We start from the raw sequence: 16,557 nt of genomic DNA, 5'->3' as shown, positions 1-16,557 counted from the left end.
TGTAGGTAATTTTGTAGTGCACAATAGTTGTGCTCATTATTAACTATAAAAACAAAAAATATGTTACGTTGGACAATCACATTTATTATTATAGCATTAATTGCAGGATTTTTAGGATTTAGTGGAATTGCAGGAACAGCAGCAGGCTTTGCTAAAATTGCTTTCTTTATTTTTATTATTCTTTTTGTTATTTCTCTTATCACAGGAAGAAAAAAATTATAAGAATATAAGTTGTAAAATATAAAAATAAACATGAGAATCATGTTTATTTTTTTTTGCCTTTTTTTTACGATTATTTTATGAAATGAGCAAAGAATGACTTTAAACGAGCAAAGTAAAACTGATTACTACCAATATCTTTGTAGTATGAAAAGAGAATAATTACAAATTGCTATTTAAAAAAGAAAAAAAGTGATAAAAAGTGTGCACTTAGCAAAAAGCACTTATAATTTAAAATATATTAAAAATGAAAAATTTATTCATAGGGTTACTATTAGTAGGAGTAATTACGACAGTAAACTCACAAACAGAAGTTGTAAAAACAACAAAAGTAGAAAAATCACAAAAAGTAGATAAAGACGGTGTTAAATACGATACTAAGGTAAAGGTTATTACTGAGAAATCGCAGAAAACAAAGTTCGATCCGAATCAGAAAAACAAATTGAATCAAAAAATTGTAGATAGCCCTATTACAGTGTCTAAAACAATAATGGTTGATAATGATAAAGATCCGTTTTATGATACAAAAACAAAAATAATATACTTCAAGTATAAAGATATAAAATATGATTTTTTAATCAATCAAAATGATTTATTAATTACTTATAAATTAGATGATAAAGACATTACATCAGCAAAAGCATTAAAATCAATAAATAATAATTTTTATATTGTTGAAGGGAATGATTTTAACGGAGTAGGATATTTTAATAAACACGGCGATTTTATAATTGAATACAAAAATAAAAAGTCAAATAAATTAGAATATGCAGTTTTTGAGACTTTTAAAATGTAAAATAAAATAATAGAACCTCCTTTTTTATTTAAAAGTGAGTTTTTATTAAAATCAATGAGGTCTCCCCGTATTGAAATACCAATACGAAAATCTCTAAAAGGATGAGTTTTACTCATCCTTTTTTTATGCTTATAACTTAGGTAAAATGAAATGAGCAAGGATAGATATTAAATGAGCAAAGTAGTGTTGCCATTACTATTTATTTTTGTAGGAGAATTAAATTATTAAAACTAAAAATAAAACAATATGAGTTATTTAAATATGCAGAATGAAAATGTTTTACCAGTAGCAAAAGAATTAAATCAATTATTAGCAGATTATCATATTTACTACCAAAAATTAAGAAATTTTCATTGGAATATAGTAGGTAAAAACTTTTTTGAGCTTCATAATAAATTTGAAGAAATGTATGGTGATGCAAGAGTTAAGATAGATGAAATTGCTGAACGCATTTTAACATTACAATACCATCCGATTAGTAGATATAGTAGGTATTTAAAAATTGCAGCAATATCAGAAGAAAGTCCGTTTCAAACCGATACAGATATGGTTTATATCTTATTAGATGATCATAAGGTTCTGTTAGAACAAATGTCTCGCATTATAAAAAAAGCAGAAACAGCAGGAGATGAAGGTACGATTGATTTAATGGGTGGTTATATTGCTTCTTTAGAAAAAACCAGTTGGATGTTAAATGCATGGACTAAGAGTACTGTAGAACAGTTAAAAGAAGATATTGTTTTATCATAAAACATTTATCAATAATAAGATAAACTATTAAAAAACATACTAATAACGAAATTAAATTATGATAAAATTAAAAAACGCTATTCAAATATATTGGAATGAATTTATACAACAAGTTCCCAATATTTTTATAGGAATACTTATTATAACAATAGGTTTTTTAATAGCAAATACAATTTCTAAAATTTTTAGAAAAACAATATCAGTTAGAACTAATGACCCTTTAATGACTAATTTTTTAGCAAAAACTGTTAAAGCAGGGTTGGTAATTTTAACTATTATGTTAGCTTTAAAGGCTGCAGGTTTAGGTGGTGTTGCAACAGGTTTATTAACAGCTGCAGGTGCGGGTGCTGTTATAATTGGTTTTGCCTTTAAAGATATTGGTGAAAACTTTATATCGGGAGTAATTTTATCTTTTAACCGACCGTTTGATGTAAATGATACGGTAATGATTGGTGATATATTCGGTAAAGTAAAAATGATGGAATTTAGGTTTACAAAACTTAAAACTTTTGATGGTAGAGATGTTTATATTCCGAATAGTGATATTATTAAAAAAGCAGTTTATAACTACACCGAAGATGGCTTTTATCGATTAGATTTTACTGTAGGTATAGATTATGAAGATGATGTTGATTTAGCAAAAAAAGTAATTATAGATTCGGTTATAAATACCGCAGGTGTAATTGATACTGATGAGCATCAGTGCTTTGTTACTTTAGATAGTTTAGGTGTAAGTACAGTTAATTTAAAAATTATTTTTTGGACCAAAACTAAAGAGTATAAACGTGGTGCATCGGAAGTTAAAAGTGATGTTATTAAAAATGTTAAAAGAGTAATTACTAAAAACGGTTTAAATATGCCTGCTGATATTACAGAAATTAAACTCTACGGATCTCAGGATAGTATACCAATAACAATAACTAAATAAAACAAAACAGCGCAACTTAAGTTGCGCTGTTTTGTTTTATTATGAATTATAGTATTCTAAACTTTCGATTATTAATTTATTGGAGACTTTACAATTTATTTGAAAATCACCATAATCTTTTAAGAGTACAAAGTTAATTTTTCCTCCAACATTTTTCTTGTCATGTTTCATTAATTCTGTAATAGAAAAGAAGTCTTTTTCTTTAACTTCAACTTTACCATAAATAGCAATAATTGTATTTTTAACCTCTTTAAGTTTATCCGAAGGAAAATCTAACATTTTAGAAGAAATATATGTTTCACAAACCATCCCAATAGCTATGGCTTCACCATGTGTTAAGTTTTCTTTGTTAGGAGTGTCTAAAAAGTAAGATTCTATTCCGTGGCCAATGGTATGTCCCCAATTTAAAACCTTACGTACGTTTTGCTCTGTAGGATCTTCTAAAACAACTTCGTTTTTAATTTCAATAGATCGATGTATTAAATCTACAATGTTTAATTCGGTATTATCTTTAATTTCATTAAACAAACGAATATCGTGTGTCATTCCGTATTTAATAATTTCGGCAGTTCCCGATCTAATTTCACGAGCAGAAAGTGTGTGTAAATATTCAGGATCTAATACAACCATTTTAGGATTAGCAAATAAACCTATCTGATTTTTTAAAACACCTAAATCTACACCCGTTTTTCCACCTACAGAAGCATCAACCATGCTTAATAATGTAGTTGGGATGTTAACGAAATCAATTCCTCTTTTAAAAGTAGAAGCCACAAAACCACCTAAATCTGTAATAACACCACCACCTAAAGTAATTAACAAGCTTTTTCTGTCTGCACCTAGTTCGGTCATTACATTCCAAACACCAACACAGGTTTCAATATTTTTATGAACTTCGCCAGCATCAATCTGAATTACTTCAATAGTTTTATCGGTTTCTAGTAAAGGTATAAAACGAGGATAACAATGGGCAAACGTGTTATCATCAACCAATATAAAAATAGAAGTGTAATTGTTAGAGCGAATTAAATTGGTTAATTCGATATACGCTTTTTCATTAAAATGAATAGGGTATGTTGCAGCTTTAATAGAAGTCATTTTAATCTTTAATTTACAGCGAAAATAAATAGAAAAATTTAAAATATATCATACAGGTAATTTATATTTGTCTTTACAAATAAAATACTATAAGACTTCAAGTAATGAGACTTTTTAATAATACAGAAACTGCTTTTAAATTAAAATCTGACTCAGAGTTAGAAAGAGCCTATTTTTTATTTAAGATGATACAAAACCAACCAATGGTTCGTATTGGTACTGCAGTTACCAATTTTGCCCTAAAAGCACACTTACCTGTTGAGGGCTTAATTCGTTCTACAGTCTTTGATCATTTTTGCGGAGGAGTAACAGAAGAAGATTGTTTACCCAATATAGAAAAAATGTTTGAAAATGCAAATGTACATAGTATTTTAGATTACTCTGTTGAAGGAAAAGAAGATGAAGATCAGTTTGATGATGCATTAAGAATGACATTGAAAACGATAGATTTTGCAGAAGAAAAGCAATCGATACCATATGCAGTTTTTAAGCCAACTGGTTTTGGGCGTTTTGCTTTGTATCAAAAATTAACAGAAAAAGAAGCGCATACAGCTGAAGAAAAAATAGAATGGAAAAGAGTTGTTGCTCGTTTTCATACCGTATGTAAAGCTGCGGTAAAGAAAGATGTTCCTTTATTAATAGATGCTGAAGAAAGTTGGATGCAAGATGCTGCAGACGATTTAATAGAGGAATTAATGGAGACTTACAATAAAGACAAAGCAATTGTTTTTAACACTTTACAAATGTACCGTCATGATCGGTTGGATTATTTACGTAATCTATATCAAAAAGCGCATCAAAAAGGTTACCACATTGGTATGAAAGTAGTTCGTGGTGCTTATATGGAGAAGGAAAGAGTAAGAGCAGAAGAAAAAGGATACGATTCACCAATTTGCCAAGACAAACAAGCTACAGACATTAATTATAATGAGGCAGTTCGTTTTATGATGGAGCATAAAAATATGGCCATTTTTGCAGGAACTCATAATGAAGAGAGCTCTTATTTGTTGATGGATCTATCTAAAGAGTATAATATAGCAGCAAACGATGCCCGTATGTGGTTTGGTCAATTATATGGTATGAGCGACCATATAAGTTTTAATTTAGCCGCAGAAGGGTATAATGTAGCAAAATATGTTCCTTTTGGTCCTGTACGAGATGTTATGCCATACTTAATTCGTAGAGCAGAAGAAAACACCTCAGTAGCAGGGCAAACATCAAGAGAGCTTAACTTATTAAAAACAGAAAGAAAACGTCGTAAAGAGTAATGAGTACGGTCGATGAAATTAAAGAAGCTATTCAAATAAATAAAAAACGATTAGCGCAAGAACTTCAAGAAAGCAAAGAATTGGTTTTTTTGATTAAAAAATCGATTGCTACACCCTTAACATCCGAAGAAAAAGCGAAAGTAAAAGAACAAACGATAGATATTTGTAAAGCAATACCGGCTTTTACAGTATTTATGCTCCCTGGAGGAGCATTACTGTTACCTTTATTGATAAAATTAATTCCAGATATTCTACCAAGTGCTTTTAGAGGAAATGATGAAGAGATGACCGAAAAAAAATAATTCGGCTACATTTATATAGTATTCATTTTTAATACACTACTTTTGCACTTTTAAAAAACGAGCAAGAATGCAACCAATTAGAAACATCGCTATTATAGCACACGTTGATCACGGTAAGACTACCTTGGTAGATAAAATTATAGATCAAGCAAAAGTTTTAGACGATCGTAAAGAACGTACTGATTTATTGTTAGATAATAACGACTTAGAGCGTGAAAGAGGAATTACAATTCTTTCTAAAAACGTATCAGTAAACTATAAAAACACAAAAATCAATGTAATTGATACACCTGGTCACGCCGATTTCGGAGGTGAAGTAGAACGTGTATTAAAAATGGCTGATGGTGTTTTATTATTAGTTGATGCATTTGAAGGGCCAATGCCACAAACTCGTTTTGTATTAGGTAAAGCTTTAGAATTAGGATTAACACCTATCGTAGTTGTTAACAAAGTAGATAAAGAAAACTGTACTCCTGACATCGTTCACGAAAAAGTTTTTGATTTAATGTTTGCTTTAGAAGCTACTGAAGAGCAGTTAGATTTTACTACCATTTATGGTTCTGCAAAGAACAACTGGATGAGTACTGACTGGAGAAACGAAACTGATAATATCGTACCTTTATTAGATGCTGTATTAGAATCTATTCCAGAAACTAAATACAATGAAGGAACTCCACAAATGCAAATTACTTCTTTAGATTTTTCTTCTTTTACAGGAAGAATTGCTATTGGACGTGTTTTTAGAGGAGATTTAGAAGCTGGTAAAGATTACATGTTATGTAAAGCTGACGGTACAACTAAAAAAGTAAGAATTAAAGAACTACACGTATTCGAAGGAATGGGTAAAGTTCAAGTAGATAAAGTTCCTTGTGGAGATATTTGTGCTATTACAGGTATTGACGGATTTGAAATTGGTGATACGATTGCTGATTTAGAAAACCCAGAAGCACTACCAAGAACAGAAATTGACCAACCTACAATGAGTATGTTGTTTACAATTAACAATTCTCCTTTCTTTGGTAAAGAAGGTAAATTTGTAACATCTCGTCACATTCGTGATCGTCTGTTTAAAGAATTAGAAAAGAATTTAGCTTTAAAAGTTGAAACTACAGATTCTGAAGACAAGTTTAACGTATTTGGTCGTGGAGTATTACACTTATCAGTATTGATTGAAACAATGCGTCGTGAAGGATATGAATTACAAGTGGGAAGACCACAAGTAATTATTAAAATGGTAGATGGTAAGAAACATGAGCCAATGGAAACATTGTCTATCGATGTACCAGAAGATGTTGCTTCTAAAGCTGTAAACTTAGTTTCTTTACGTAAAGGAGATTTAATGATTATGGAGCCTAAAGGAGATTTACAGCACTTAGAGTTTACGATTCCTTCTCGTGGATTAATTGGTTTAAGAAACAAAATCTTAACAGCAACAGCTGGTCAAGCAATTATTAACCACAGATTTAGTGAATATGGTCCTTATAAAGGAGACTTTACAGAAGAAGTAAAAGGAGCTATCGTTTCTGCAGCAACTGGTAAAGCTACTGCATATGCATTAAACCGTTTACAAGATAGGGGTAAGTTTTTTATCGATGTAAACCAAGAGATTTATATTGGTCAAGTAATTGGAGAAAACAGTAAATCTGATGACATGGCTGTGAACTTAATTAAAGGAAAGCAATTAACAAACATGCGTAAATCTGGTACAGATGACGCTATGAAAATTGCTCCGAAAATTGATTTCTCTTTAGAAGAAAACATGGAATATATTAAAGCAGATGAGTATTTAGAAGTTACTCCATTAAGCTTACGTATGCGTAAAATTAATTTTAAAGCATAATTTGGCTTTAAATTCAATGATAAAAAAACCACCTATTTTAGGTGGTTTTTTATTTTTATACAAAAAGCTTGTGTATTTTAAAATAAAGTGAAATATTTGCAGCATCAAAAAAAGAACAATGAACTTTATTCAATTACATCATCAACATCATCATATTTGCACTCAGGCGAACTAAAGATGTATTGAATAAAATCAACATATATTTTAAACCCGTTTGAGTAAATCAAACGGGTTTTTTATTTCCAAAAAGGAAATTATCTCCAAACTAAGATTTACTCAAATAAATTAACAAAAACAACATGAGTAAATTAAGAATAGCCATTCAAAAATCAGGAAGATTAAATCAAGATTCATTACAACTTTTAAAAGATTGTGGTATTTCTATAGATAATGGTAAAGACCAATTAAAAGCATCTGCTAGTAACTTTCCGTTAGAAGTTTTTTATTTACGTAACGGAGATATTCCTCAGTATTTAAGAGACGGCGTTGTTGATATTGCAATTATTGGTGAAAATGTATTGATAGAAAAAGGAAATGATTTAGAATTTGTAGCGCGTTTAGGTTTTTCTAAATGCAAGGTTTCTATCGCAGTCCCTAAAGAATCTAGTGCAAACTCTTTAAAAGATTTAAACGGAAAAAGAATCGCAACTTCATATCCAGAAACAGTTAAAAAATATTTAGCTAAAAATCAAATAAATGCTCAATTACACATCATTAATGGTTCTGTAGAGATTGCACCAAATATAGGTTTGGCAGACGGAATTTGTGATATCGTTTCAAGCGGATCTACTTTATTTAAAAATGGCTTAAAAGAAATTGAAGTATTATTAACTTCAGAAGCAGTTTTGGCTAATTCACCATTAATTTCTGAAGAACGAAAAGCTATTTTAAATAAATTACAATTCAGAATTCAAGCTGTTTTAAAAGGAAAGCGTTCTAAATATGTCTTGTTAAATGCACCCAATGATAAATTAGAAAAAATTATCGATATCTTACCAGGAATGAGAAGTCCAACAGTTTTACCATTAGCAGAAGAAGGATGGAGCTCTGTGCATTCAGTATTAGATAAAGATGAGTTTTGGGATATTATAGATGAGCTAAAACTTAATGGAGCAGAAGGTATTTTAGTTTGTCCTATAGAGAAAATGGTTGTTTAAAAATTAAGGTAGATGAGAGCAGTAGAATTAAATAAAGATAATTGGGAATCGTTATTAGAAAGACCCACAAAATCTGTTGAAGATATAGCACAAACTGTAGATGATATTTTCAAAGAAGTTAAAGAGTTAGGTGATATTGCAGTAAAAAAGTATACAGCCCTTTTTGACGGTGTAAATTTAGATACTTTAGAAGTTAGTTTAGAAGAGATTAAAAATGCCGAAAACTTAGTTTCTAAAGAATTAAAAAATGCTATTCAACAAGCAAAAGCAAATATTGAAGTTTTTCATGCTGCTCAAAAAACCGAAAGAATAACAATAGAAACAACAAAAGGAGTACAATGTTGGCAAGAAAAAAGACCTATTGAAAAAGTAGGCTTGTACATTCCTGGCGGAACTGCTCCCTTATTTTCTACTGTTTTAATGCTAGCAACACCAGCAAATATTGCAGGTTGTAAAGAAATTATTTTATGTTCTCCTCCGGATAAAAAAGGAGAAATTAACCCTGCGATTTTATATACAGCAGCACTTTGTGGTGTAACTAAAATATATAAAATTGGTGGTATACAAGCTATTGCTAGTTTTACATTTGGTACAGAAACGATACCAAAAGTATCTAAAGTTTTTGGACCAGGAAACCAATATGTAACGGTAGCAAAACAATTGGCAACGCAATACGGAATTGCAATTGACATGCCAGCTGGGCCAAGTGAATTATTAGTTATGGCTGACGACTCGGCTAATGCTGCATTTGTAGCATCCGATTTATTAAGTCAGGCAGAACACGGAGCAGATAGCCAGGTTGTTTTAGTCTCAGATTCATTAGATTTAATAGCCGAAGTATCAAAAGAAATAGATGCACAACTTCTTAATTTATCAAGAAAAGAGATTACTGAAAAAGCATTAAAAAACACAAAAGTTGTTTTAATTAAAGATGAGTATGAAGCTATTAATTTTGTAAATGATTATGCTCCAGAACATTTAATTATAGTAACTAAAAATGATGACTTTTTTATAGATAAAATAGCCAATGCAGGTTCGGTATTTATAGGAAACTATACTCCAGAAAGTGCTGGTGATTATGCTTCAGGAACGAATCATACCTTACCAACAAACGGATTTGCAAAAGCTTATTCAGGTGTTAATTTAGATAGTTTTACAAAAAGTATTACGTTTCAAAAAATATCTAAAGAAGGGATACAAAATATTGGGAAAACGATTGAAATAATGGCAGCCGCAGAAGGGTTACAGGCTCATAAAAATGCTGTTACATTAAGATTAAAAGATATTAAAAATGTTTAGTTTAGAAAAAATAGTTCGCAAGAACATTCAAAAGTTAAAAGCATATTCATCAGCAAGAGATGAGTTTAAAGGAACAGCTGAAGTGTATTTAGATGCTAACGAAAATCCGTTTGGAACTTTAAATAGGTATCCAGATCCGAAGCAAACAAAAATTAAAGAACGTTTATCAACTATAAAAAACGTTGAGGATAATCAGATTTTTATAGCAAATGGAAGTGATGAAGTAATTGATTTAGCTTTCAGAATTTTCTGTGAACCAGGTAAAGATAAAGCGCTAACTTTTTCGCCTACTTATGGTATGTACGATGTATCGGCAAGTATTAATGATGTTGAGTTAATTAAGCAACCTTTAGTAAATGATTTTCAAATAAGCTTAAACCAGCTACAGCCATATTTAGATATGGAGGATGTAAAAATTATATTTATTTGTTCGCCAAACAATCCAACAGGGAATTGTTTTGAAGATGAAACGATTCAATATATTCTCGATAATTTTAACGGAATGGTAATTATCGATGAAGCTTATATCGATTTTAGTACAAGAGATTCGTATGCAACACAATTGGCTAATTATCCGAATTTAATTGTAAGTCAAACTTTTAGTAAAGCATGGGGATTGGCAGGAGCAAGAGTAGGAGTTGCCTATGCAAATTATAACATTATAGATTTATATAACAAAGTAAAGCCACCTTATAATGTAAGTACTTTAAATCAAGAAGCAATTATTGCTTCATTAGATAATATTCCTTTATTCGAAAAGAATAAAAACACAATCATTAACGAAAAAAATCGCTTATTGAATGAGTTTGAGAATATAAAACTGATTAAAAAAATATACCCAACTGAAGCTAATTTTATTTTAATAGAAGTAACCGATGCAAATGCAGTTTATAATAGATTGGTTACTAAAAAAATAATTACACGTAACAGAAATAGTTTAGTAAACAATTGTTTACGAATTACCGTTGGTAGCAAAGAAGAAAACACACAACTAATTACAGCATTAAAATCAATCGTATAATTATTGTTACCTCTTGCGTAGTCGAGAGGTTTTAGTGTAGAATATTGATTTTAATAAAAAGAAAACACATGAAAAAAGTATTATTTATAGATAGAGACGGAACTTTAATTAAAGAACCTGCAGATGAACAAACAGATTCGTTTGAGAAATTAGAATTTTATCCGAAGGTATTTCAAGGGTTAAGTAAAATAGCAAATGAGTTAGATTTTGAGTTGGTTTTAGTAACCAATCAAGATGGTTTGGGAACCGAAGTATATCCTGAAAATAGTTTTTGGCCAGTACATAATTTTGTAATGAGAACCTTAAAAGAAGAAGGAATTGTATTTTCTGAAGAAATTATTGATATCACTTTTGCAAAAGATAATCAGCCAACAAGAAAGCCAAATACAGGTTTATTAACCAAGTTTTTTTCTGAAGAATATGATTTAGCAAACTCATTTGTAATCGGAGATCGTTTAACGGATATTGAATTGGCAAAAAACTTAGGATCAAAAGGAATTTACATCAATGATGAAACTTTTTTAGGAACCGATGAAATTACGGTAAAAAGAAGTGATTTAGATGAATTTATTGCTTTAGAAAGTAGTGATTGGAATGCTATTTATGAGTTTTTAAAATTAGAAGAAAGAACAGACGGTATTGTTAGAAACACGAACGAAACCAAAATTGATATTCAATTAAACCTAGACGGAACAGGAAAAAGTAATATTAGTACTGGAATCGATTTTTTCGACCACATGTTAGATCAAATTGCGCGTCATGGGCAAATGGATTTAGATATTCAGGTTAAAGGAGATTTAGAAGTTGATGAGCACCATACTATTGAAGATACTGCTATTGCGTTAGGAGAAGTTTTTAATAAAGCATTAGGAAATAAATTAGGAATAGAGCGTTACGGATTTTGTTTGCCAATGGATGATTGTTTAGCGCAAGTAGCTATTGATTTTGGAGGTAGAAATTGGTTAGTTTGGGAAGCAGATTTTAAAAGAGAAATGGTAGGTAAAATGCCAACAGAAATGTTTTTCCACTTTTTTAAATCATTTACCGATGGAGCAAAGTGTAACTTAAACATTAAAGCAGAAGGAACAAACGAGCATCACAAAATAGAGGCAATTTTTAAAGCTTTTGCAAAAGCAATAAAAGTAGCAGTGAAGAGAGATACGAGTAAAATGATTTTACCATCAACCAAAGGAACGCTCTAGAGAATTATAAGTTTTATGTAGTTCTATTATGATTTTTTGTCATTTCGAGTGAAATTAGTTGTAGCGAAGCGGAAATTAATTTTGTATCGAGAAATTGTTATTATTACAATAACTACAAATCATAATTGAAGCCTCATAATTAAAAATTAATATATGATTGCAATTATAAAATACAATGCTGGTAATATACGATCGGTTCAAAATACACTTAACCGATTAGGTTATGAAAGTATAATAACTGATAATCCAACAGAAATACAACAAGCTGATAAAGTAATATTTCCGGGTGTTGGTGAAGCAAGTTCGGCAATGGCTTATTTAAAAGAGCGTAAATTAGACGAGCTTTTAGTATCTCTTACCCAGCCAGTATTGGGTATTTGTTTAGGTTTACAATTAATGTGCAGATCATCAGAAGAAGGTAACACAACATGTTTAGGTATTTTTGATACGGTAACAAAACAATTTCCTCCTTTAATGAAAGTACCACACATGGGATGGAATAACTTTTCAGAAATAAAACCATCAAAAATAGTAGAGAATCTAGCTATTAATGAAGATGTATATTATGTACACGGTTATTATGCTGAAGTTTGTGAAAATACTATTGCAACTTGTGATTATATAAAACCATTTAGTTCGATTATGCAAAAAGATAATTTTTATGCCATGCAATTTCATCCAGAAAAATCAGCAAGCATCGGTGAAAAATTATTAAAAAACTTTTTAGAATTATAAAATTAAGAAAATGAGAATTATACCTGCCATAGATATTATTGACGGAAAATGTGTACGCTTAACAAAAGGCGATTATGCAACCAAAAAAATATATAACGAAAATCCTGTTGAAGTAGCGAAAGAATTTGAGGATAGTGGAATCGAATATTTACATTTAGTAGATTTAGATGGTGCTAAATCGCAACATATTGTAAATTACAAAGTGTTACAAGAAATAGCGGCTAAAACAAATTTAAAAATCGATTTCGGTGGTGGATTAAAATCAGATGAAGATTTACGAATTGCTTTCGATAACGGCGCAAGTCAGATAACAGGAGGAAGTATTGCTGTTAAAAACCCTGATATTTTTACAGGATGGTTAACAGAATATGGTAGCGATAAAATTATTTTAGGTGCCGATTGTATCAATAGAAAAATTGCTACACACGGATGGTTAGAAACATCAGAAGTAGAGGTGATTGATTTTATCATAAAATATGAGAAATTAGGAATTAAAAATACTATTTGTACGGATGTCGCTAAAGACGGAATGTTACAAGGAGCATCTGTTGAGTTATATCAAGAAATATTAAGTAAAAGTGGCGTTAACTTAATAGCAAGTGGTGGTGTTGCTAATATTGATGATTTAATACGATTGAAAGAAATAGGTTGTGAAGGTGCAATTTTAGGTAAAGCGATTTACGAAAATAGAATTTCGTTAAAGCAATTAGAAAATTTTATAATAAAATAATACATCATTGTAGGGAAGAATGACGAATTAATCTTTTAAAGGTTTCTTTTGTATTTTAAAAATGATGATAACTATTAAATATGTTAAAAAAAAGAATAATACCTTGTTTAGATATCAAAAACGGACGCACAGTAAAAGGTGTTAATTTTATTGATATTAAAGACGCTGGTGATCCGATTGAATTGGCTAAGCAATATGTAAAAGATGGTGCTGATGAGTTGGTGTTTTTAGATATTACTGCAACGCTCGAAAACAGAAAAACGTTAGTTGAGTTAGTAGAGAAAATAGCGCAAGAAATAAATATACCTTTTACAGTTGGTGGTGGAATAAGTACAGTGGATGATGCTTTGGTTTTAATAAAAGCAGGTGCAGATAAAGTAAGCATCAATTCATCGGCAGTTAAAAATCCGCAGTTAATAACCGATTTAAAAAAACGTTTTGGAAGTCAGTTTGTAGTAGTTGCTATTGATACTAAAAATGTAGCTAATAATTGGAAAGTATTTACAAAAGGAGGAACTCATGAAACTGATTTAGAAACGGTTGCTTGGGCTAAGGAAGTTGAAAAATTAGGTGCAGGTGAAATTTTATTAACATCAATGAATAACGACGGAACAAAAGCAGGTTTTGCACTAGATATAACAAATGATGTTAGTAAAGCGATAAATATACCTGTGATAGCATCAGGCGGAGCTGGTAAAGAAATACACTTTAAAGATGTATTTACAAAAACAGAAGCGAGTGCAGGTTTAGCAGCCAGTATTTTTCATTTTGCTGAAATACCAGTGCCAAAGCTTAAAGAATATTTAAAAGAACAAAATATACCAGTACGATGAATATAGATTTTACAAAAGGAGACGGGTTAGTTCCTGTAATAATTCAAAATGATACCACTTTACAAGTATTAATGTTAGGGTATATGAACGAAGAAGCTTTCTTAAAAACAAAGAAAGATAATAAAGTAACTTTTTTTAGTAGAAGTAAAAATAGGTTATGGACAAAAGGTGAGGAGTCTGGTAACTTTTTAGAGGTAAAAGATATTAAGATAGATTGTGATAACGATACTATTTTAATAAAAGTAATGCCAGCAGGTCCAACTTGTCATAAAGGAACTATATCTTGTTTTGCGGAAGAAACTCCAAAAGGTTTTTTATATGAATTAGAACGAATTGTTAGCGAGCGAATAGATACTAATCATCCAACGTCATATACAAACAAACTATATAAACGCGGAATTAATAAAGTAGCACAGAAAGTAGGAGAGGAAGCTGTAGAATTGGTTATTGAAGCAAAAGACAATGATGCCGATTTATTTAAAAATGAAGCAGCCGATTTATTTTATCATATAGTAATACTTTTAAAGGCAAAAGGATTTACCTTATCAGAAATAGAAGCTGTTTTAAAAGAAAGAAATTAATTAAATTTCTTTCTTTTAAAACATTTTTCATCATAATATATTTTACCAATACCTTTTAGTTAATTCTAGGAGGTATTTTTTTTTAACATAAAAATAACGTTTAATTTATTAGGCGTTTAGTTAAACGTTTATATATTTGTGTATCACTAATTACTATAGGTATTAATTGATATTTTTATATCTAATTTTAATTTGTTTATTAATCTGTAAAATAAAATAAACAAAATAATTTTATTTCAATAAAAATTATCAAATAACAAACACTAATTATTAATTAAAAAATTATTAAAAATGGTTATTAAAAAATTTAAAAGTATTGCGGCACTTGGTTTATTACTAAGTTTATCATTATTAACATCTTGTAGTGATGACGATGATCCTGTAGTAGTTATCGACAGTCCTAAAGACATTGTAGAAATTGCTTCAGCTACACCATCATTAAGTATATTAGTTGATGCGGTTGTAAAAGCCGATTTAGTAGATGCTTTAAAAATGAATGGACCTTACACTGTATTTGCACCAAATAACGATGCTTTTGCTGCGTTATTAGATTCAAACGACGATTGGAGTACTTTAAACGACATTCCTACTGAAACTTTAGTAACAGTATTAAAGTTTCATGTTTTAACATCTAAAGTAACATCATCAGATCTTTCAGATACTTATGTTAAAACTTTAGCAACAGGACCAAACGATGAAAATTTATCATTACAGGTTGAAACTACTGGAGGTGTAGAGTTTAATGGAGATTCTAAACCTATAACAGTAGATGTTGAAGCAAGTAATGGTGTTGTACATATTATAGATAAAGTAATGTTACCACCTACTATTGTAACTTTAGCGTTAAACAATAGCGGGCTTACAAGTTTAGTAGCTGCTTTAACAGATACAAGACATACTACAGATTTTGTTTCAGTATTAAATAGTGACGGACCATTCACTGTTTTCGCACCAACCAACGCAGCTTTTCAAGCTTTATTAGATAGTAATGATGATTGGAATGGTTTAGGAGATGTACCAATTGAAACTTTAGATTCAGTATTAAGATTCCACGTTTTAAATGGAGCAAATGTACAATCAGCAGGTCTTTCAGATACTTATGTAAATACATTAGCAACAGGACCTAATGATGAGAGTTTATCATTACAAATTGAGACAACTGGAGCGGTAGAATTTAATGGAGATTCTAAGCCAGTAATTGTAGATGTTCAAGGGAGTAATGGTGTAGTTCATGTTATTGATAAAGTAATGTTACCAGCAAACATTGTAACTTTAGCTTTAAATAATTCAGGTTTTACAAGTTTAGTTGCTGCCTTAACAGATGATAGACATACAACTGATTTCGTTGCTGTATTAAACGGAGACGGACCTTTTACAGTATTTGCACCAACTAACGATGCTTTTCAAGCATTATTAGATAGCAATGACGATTGGAATAGTTTAGGAGACGTACCAATTGCAACTCTAGATGCGGTTTTAAAATACCACGTTGTGAACGGAGCAAATGTACAAGCTGTTCAGTTGATGGATAATCAGGAAATTACAATGTTATCAGGAGGAATGGTAACTGTAGATTTAACAGATGGAGCTAAATTAGAAACATCAAGCGGTCAATCAGTAGTTATTTCGGTAACAGATGTACAAGGAACAAATGGAGTAATTCATGCAGTTAATAATGTTCTTTTACCATAAATAAAAAATTTAAGTTAGTCGTTAAATTTATAAACGGTAATAAACAGTAATGTTTATTACCGTTTTTTTGTTGAATAAAAAGTTTTATATCGTTTTACGATATAAC

The 16,557-nt window shown here is 30.2% G+C and carries 17 protein-coding genes; 16 read left to right on the top strand and 1 reads right to left on the bottom strand.

All coding sequences use genetic code 11. The annotated features are described in order from the left end of the window. Window positions 1–60: 60 nt before the first annotated feature. From AC28QF_RS02295 to AC28QF_RS02280, 4 genes are all read left to right on the top strand, one after another. A complete protein-coding gene (locus AC28QF_RS02295) occupies window positions 61–222 on the top strand; it encodes a DUF1328 domain-containing protein (protein ID WP_483706423.1) in 162 nt (53 codons plus the stop codon). Window positions 223–466: 244 nt separating this feature from the next. After that, on the top strand, window positions 467–1,015 hold the full coding sequence (locus AC28QF_RS02290; RefSeq protein WP_488199970.1) for a hypothetical protein: 549 nt from the start codon (window positions 467–469) through the stop codon (window positions 1,013–1,015). A 246-nt stretch (window positions 1,016–1,261) separates the two neighbouring features. Next, window positions 1,262–1,765 (top strand): Dps family protein, encoded by a 504-nt coding sequence (locus AC28QF_RS02285; protein ID WP_488199971.1) that lies wholly within the window; start codon window positions 1,262–1,264, stop codon window positions 1,763–1,765. A gap of 58 nt (window positions 1,766–1,823) precedes the next feature. Further along, on the top strand, window positions 1,824–2,693 hold the full coding sequence (locus tag AC28QF_RS02280; RefSeq protein ID WP_488199972.1) for a mechanosensitive ion channel family protein: 870 nt from the start codon (window positions 1,824–1,826) through the stop codon (window positions 2,691–2,693). A 39-nt stretch (window positions 2,694–2,732) separates the two neighbouring features. Here AC28QF_RS02280 and aroB read toward each other — a convergent pair whose 3' ends face one another. Further along, window positions 2,733–3,791 carry a 3-dehydroquinate synthase gene (gene aroB / locus AC28QF_RS02275; RefSeq protein ID WP_488199973.1) on the bottom strand — a complete coding sequence of 353 codons (1,059 nt, stop codon included), beginning with the start codon at window positions 3,789–3,791 and terminating at the stop codon, window positions 2,733–2,735. Window positions 3,792–3,895: 104 nt separating this feature from the next. Here aroB and AC28QF_RS02270 point away from each other — a divergent pair, with 104 nt between their 5' ends. The 12 genes from AC28QF_RS02270 to AC28QF_RS02215 all read left to right on the top strand — a co-directional run bounded on the left by AC28QF_RS02270 (window position 3,896) and on the right by AC28QF_RS02215 (window position 16,451). Next, window positions 3,896–5,059: a proline dehydrogenase family protein gene (locus AC28QF_RS02270; RefSeq protein ID WP_488199974.1), complete on the top strand. Its 1,164-nt coding sequence runs from the start codon at window positions 3,896–3,898 to the stop codon at window positions 5,057–5,059. After that, window positions 5,059–5,361, top strand: a complete 303-nt coding sequence (locus tag AC28QF_RS02265; RefSeq protein WP_488199975.1) for an LETM1 domain-containing protein — start codon at window positions 5,059–5,061, stop codon at window positions 5,359–5,361. The genes AC28QF_RS02270 and AC28QF_RS02265 overlap by 1 nt, the downstream gene beginning before the upstream one ends. A gap of 67 nt (window positions 5,362–5,428) precedes the next feature. Continuing rightward, window positions 5,429–7,201: a translational GTPase TypA gene (gene typA, locus AC28QF_RS02260; protein WP_488199976.1), complete on the top strand. Its 1,773-nt coding sequence runs from the start codon at window positions 5,429–5,431 to the stop codon at window positions 7,199–7,201. Between the two features lie 299 nt (window positions 7,202–7,500). After that, a complete protein-coding gene (hisG, locus tag AC28QF_RS02255; RefSeq protein ID WP_488199977.1) occupies window positions 7,501–8,358 on the top strand; it encodes an ATP phosphoribosyltransferase in 858 nt (285 codons plus the stop codon). Window positions 8,359–8,370: 12 nt separating this feature from the next. Next, complete coding sequence (gene hisD, locus AC28QF_RS02250; protein WP_488199978.1) at window positions 8,371–9,657, top strand: histidinol dehydrogenase; 1,287 nt, start codon at window positions 8,371–8,373, stop codon at window positions 9,655–9,657. Further along, on the top strand, window positions 9,650–10,678 hold the full coding sequence (gene hisC / locus AC28QF_RS02245) for a histidinol-phosphate transaminase (protein ID WP_488199979.1): 1,029 nt from the start codon (window positions 9,650–9,652) through the stop codon (window positions 10,676–10,678). The genes hisD and hisC overlap by 8 nt, the downstream gene beginning before the upstream one ends. 68 nt (window positions 10,679–10,746) lie before the next feature. Then, window positions 10,747–11,880 (top strand): bifunctional histidinol-phosphatase/imidazoleglycerol-phosphate dehydratase HisB, encoded by a 1,134-nt coding sequence (hisB, locus tag AC28QF_RS02240; RefSeq protein ID WP_488199980.1) that lies wholly within the window; start codon window positions 10,747–10,749, stop codon window positions 11,878–11,880. A gap of 153 nt (window positions 11,881–12,033) precedes the next feature. Then, window positions 12,034–12,615 (top strand): imidazole glycerol phosphate synthase subunit HisH, encoded by a 582-nt coding sequence (gene hisH, locus AC28QF_RS02235; protein ID WP_488199981.1) that lies wholly within the window; start codon window positions 12,034–12,036, stop codon window positions 12,613–12,615. Window positions 12,616–12,625: 10 nt separating this feature from the next. Next, on the top strand, window positions 12,626–13,345 hold the full coding sequence (gene hisA, locus AC28QF_RS02230) for a 1-(5-phosphoribosyl)-5-[(5-phosphoribosylamino)methylideneamino]imidazole-4-carboxamide isomerase (RefSeq protein ID WP_218772329.1): 720 nt from the start codon (window positions 12,626–12,628) through the stop codon (window positions 13,343–13,345). Window positions 13,346–13,425: 80 nt separating this feature from the next. Beyond that, window positions 13,426–14,178 (top strand): imidazole glycerol phosphate synthase subunit HisF, encoded by a 753-nt coding sequence (gene hisF / locus AC28QF_RS02225; protein WP_488199982.1) that lies wholly within the window; start codon window positions 13,426–13,428, stop codon window positions 14,176–14,178. Further along, window positions 14,175–14,759 carry a bifunctional phosphoribosyl-AMP cyclohydrolase/phosphoribosyl-ATP diphosphatase HisIE gene (hisIE, locus tag AC28QF_RS02220; RefSeq protein WP_488199983.1) on the top strand — a complete coding sequence of 195 codons (585 nt, stop codon included), beginning with the start codon at window positions 14,175–14,177 and terminating at the stop codon, window positions 14,757–14,759. Before hisF ends, hisIE begins: the two co-directional genes overlap by 4 nt. Before the next feature lie 291 nt (window positions 14,760–15,050). Further along, window positions 15,051–16,451, top strand: coding sequence for a fasciclin domain-containing protein (locus AC28QF_RS02215; RefSeq protein ID WP_488199984.1), 1,401 nt, complete (start codon window positions 15,051–15,053; stop codon window positions 16,449–16,451). The last annotated feature ends 106 nt before the right edge of the window (window positions 16,452–16,557 follow it).

This window comes from Tenacibaculum sp. M1.3A, from assembly GCF_057732375.1.
This window is presented reverse-complemented; position numbering and strand designations above follow the sequence as displayed.

What these genes read in the sequence shown, in the direction of transcription:
- hisC (WP_488199979.1), top strand. Translation starts at nt 9,650, where the DNA reads ATGTTTAGTTTAGAAAAAATAGTTCGCAAGAACATTCAAAAGTTAAAA.
- typA (WP_488199976.1), top strand. Translation starts at nt 5,429, where the DNA reads ATGCAACCAATTAGAAACATCGCTATTATAGCACACGTTGATCACGGT.
- hisB (WP_488199980.1), top strand. Translation starts at nt 10,747, where the DNA reads ATGAAAAAAGTATTATTTATAGATAGAGACGGAACTTTAATTAAAGAA.
- hisD (WP_488199978.1), top strand. Translation starts at nt 8,371, where the DNA reads ATGAGAGCAGTAGAATTAAATAAAGATAATTGGGAATCGTTATTAGAA.
- AC28QF_RS02290 (WP_488199970.1), top strand. Translation starts at nt 467, where the DNA reads ATGAAAAATTTATTCATAGGGTTACTATTAGTAGGAGTAATTACGACA.
- AC28QF_RS02295 (WP_483706423.1), top strand. Translation starts at nt 61, where the DNA reads ATGTTACGTTGGACAATCACATTTATTATTATAGCATTAATTGCAGGA.
- hisG (WP_488199977.1), top strand. Translation starts at nt 7,501, where the DNA reads ATGAGTAAATTAAGAATAGCCATTCAAAAATCAGGAAGATTAAATCAA.
- hisA (WP_218772329.1), top strand. Translation starts at nt 12,626, where the DNA reads ATGAGAATTATACCTGCCATAGATATTATTGACGGAAAATGTGTACGC.
- AC28QF_RS02280 (WP_488199972.1), top strand. Translation starts at nt 1,824, where the DNA reads ATGATAAAATTAAAAAACGCTATTCAAATATATTGGAATGAATTTATA.
- aroB (WP_488199973.1), bottom strand. Translation starts at nt 3,791, where the DNA reads ATGACTTCTATTAAAGCTGCAACATACCCTATTCATTTTAATGAAAAA.
- AC28QF_RS02215 (WP_488199984.1), top strand. Translation starts at nt 15,051, where the DNA reads ATGGTTATTAAAAAATTTAAAAGTATTGCGGCACTTGGTTTATTACTA.
- AC28QF_RS02265 (WP_488199975.1), top strand. Translation starts at nt 5,059, where the DNA reads ATGAGTACGGTCGATGAAATTAAAGAAGCTATTCAAATAAATAAAAAA.
- AC28QF_RS02270 (WP_488199974.1), top strand. Translation starts at nt 3,896, where the DNA reads ATGAGACTTTTTAATAATACAGAAACTGCTTTTAAATTAAAATCTGAC.
- hisF (WP_488199982.1), top strand. Translation starts at nt 13,426, where the DNA reads ATGTTAAAAAAAAGAATAATACCTTGTTTAGATATCAAAAACGGACGC.
- AC28QF_RS02285 (WP_488199971.1), top strand. Translation starts at nt 1,262, where the DNA reads ATGAGTTATTTAAATATGCAGAATGAAAATGTTTTACCAGTAGCAAAA.
- hisH (WP_488199981.1), top strand. Translation starts at nt 12,034, where the DNA reads ATGATTGCAATTATAAAATACAATGCTGGTAATATACGATCGGTTCAA.
- hisIE (WP_488199983.1), top strand. Translation starts at nt 14,175, where the DNA reads ATGAATATAGATTTTACAAAAGGAGACGGGTTAGTTCCTGTAATAATT.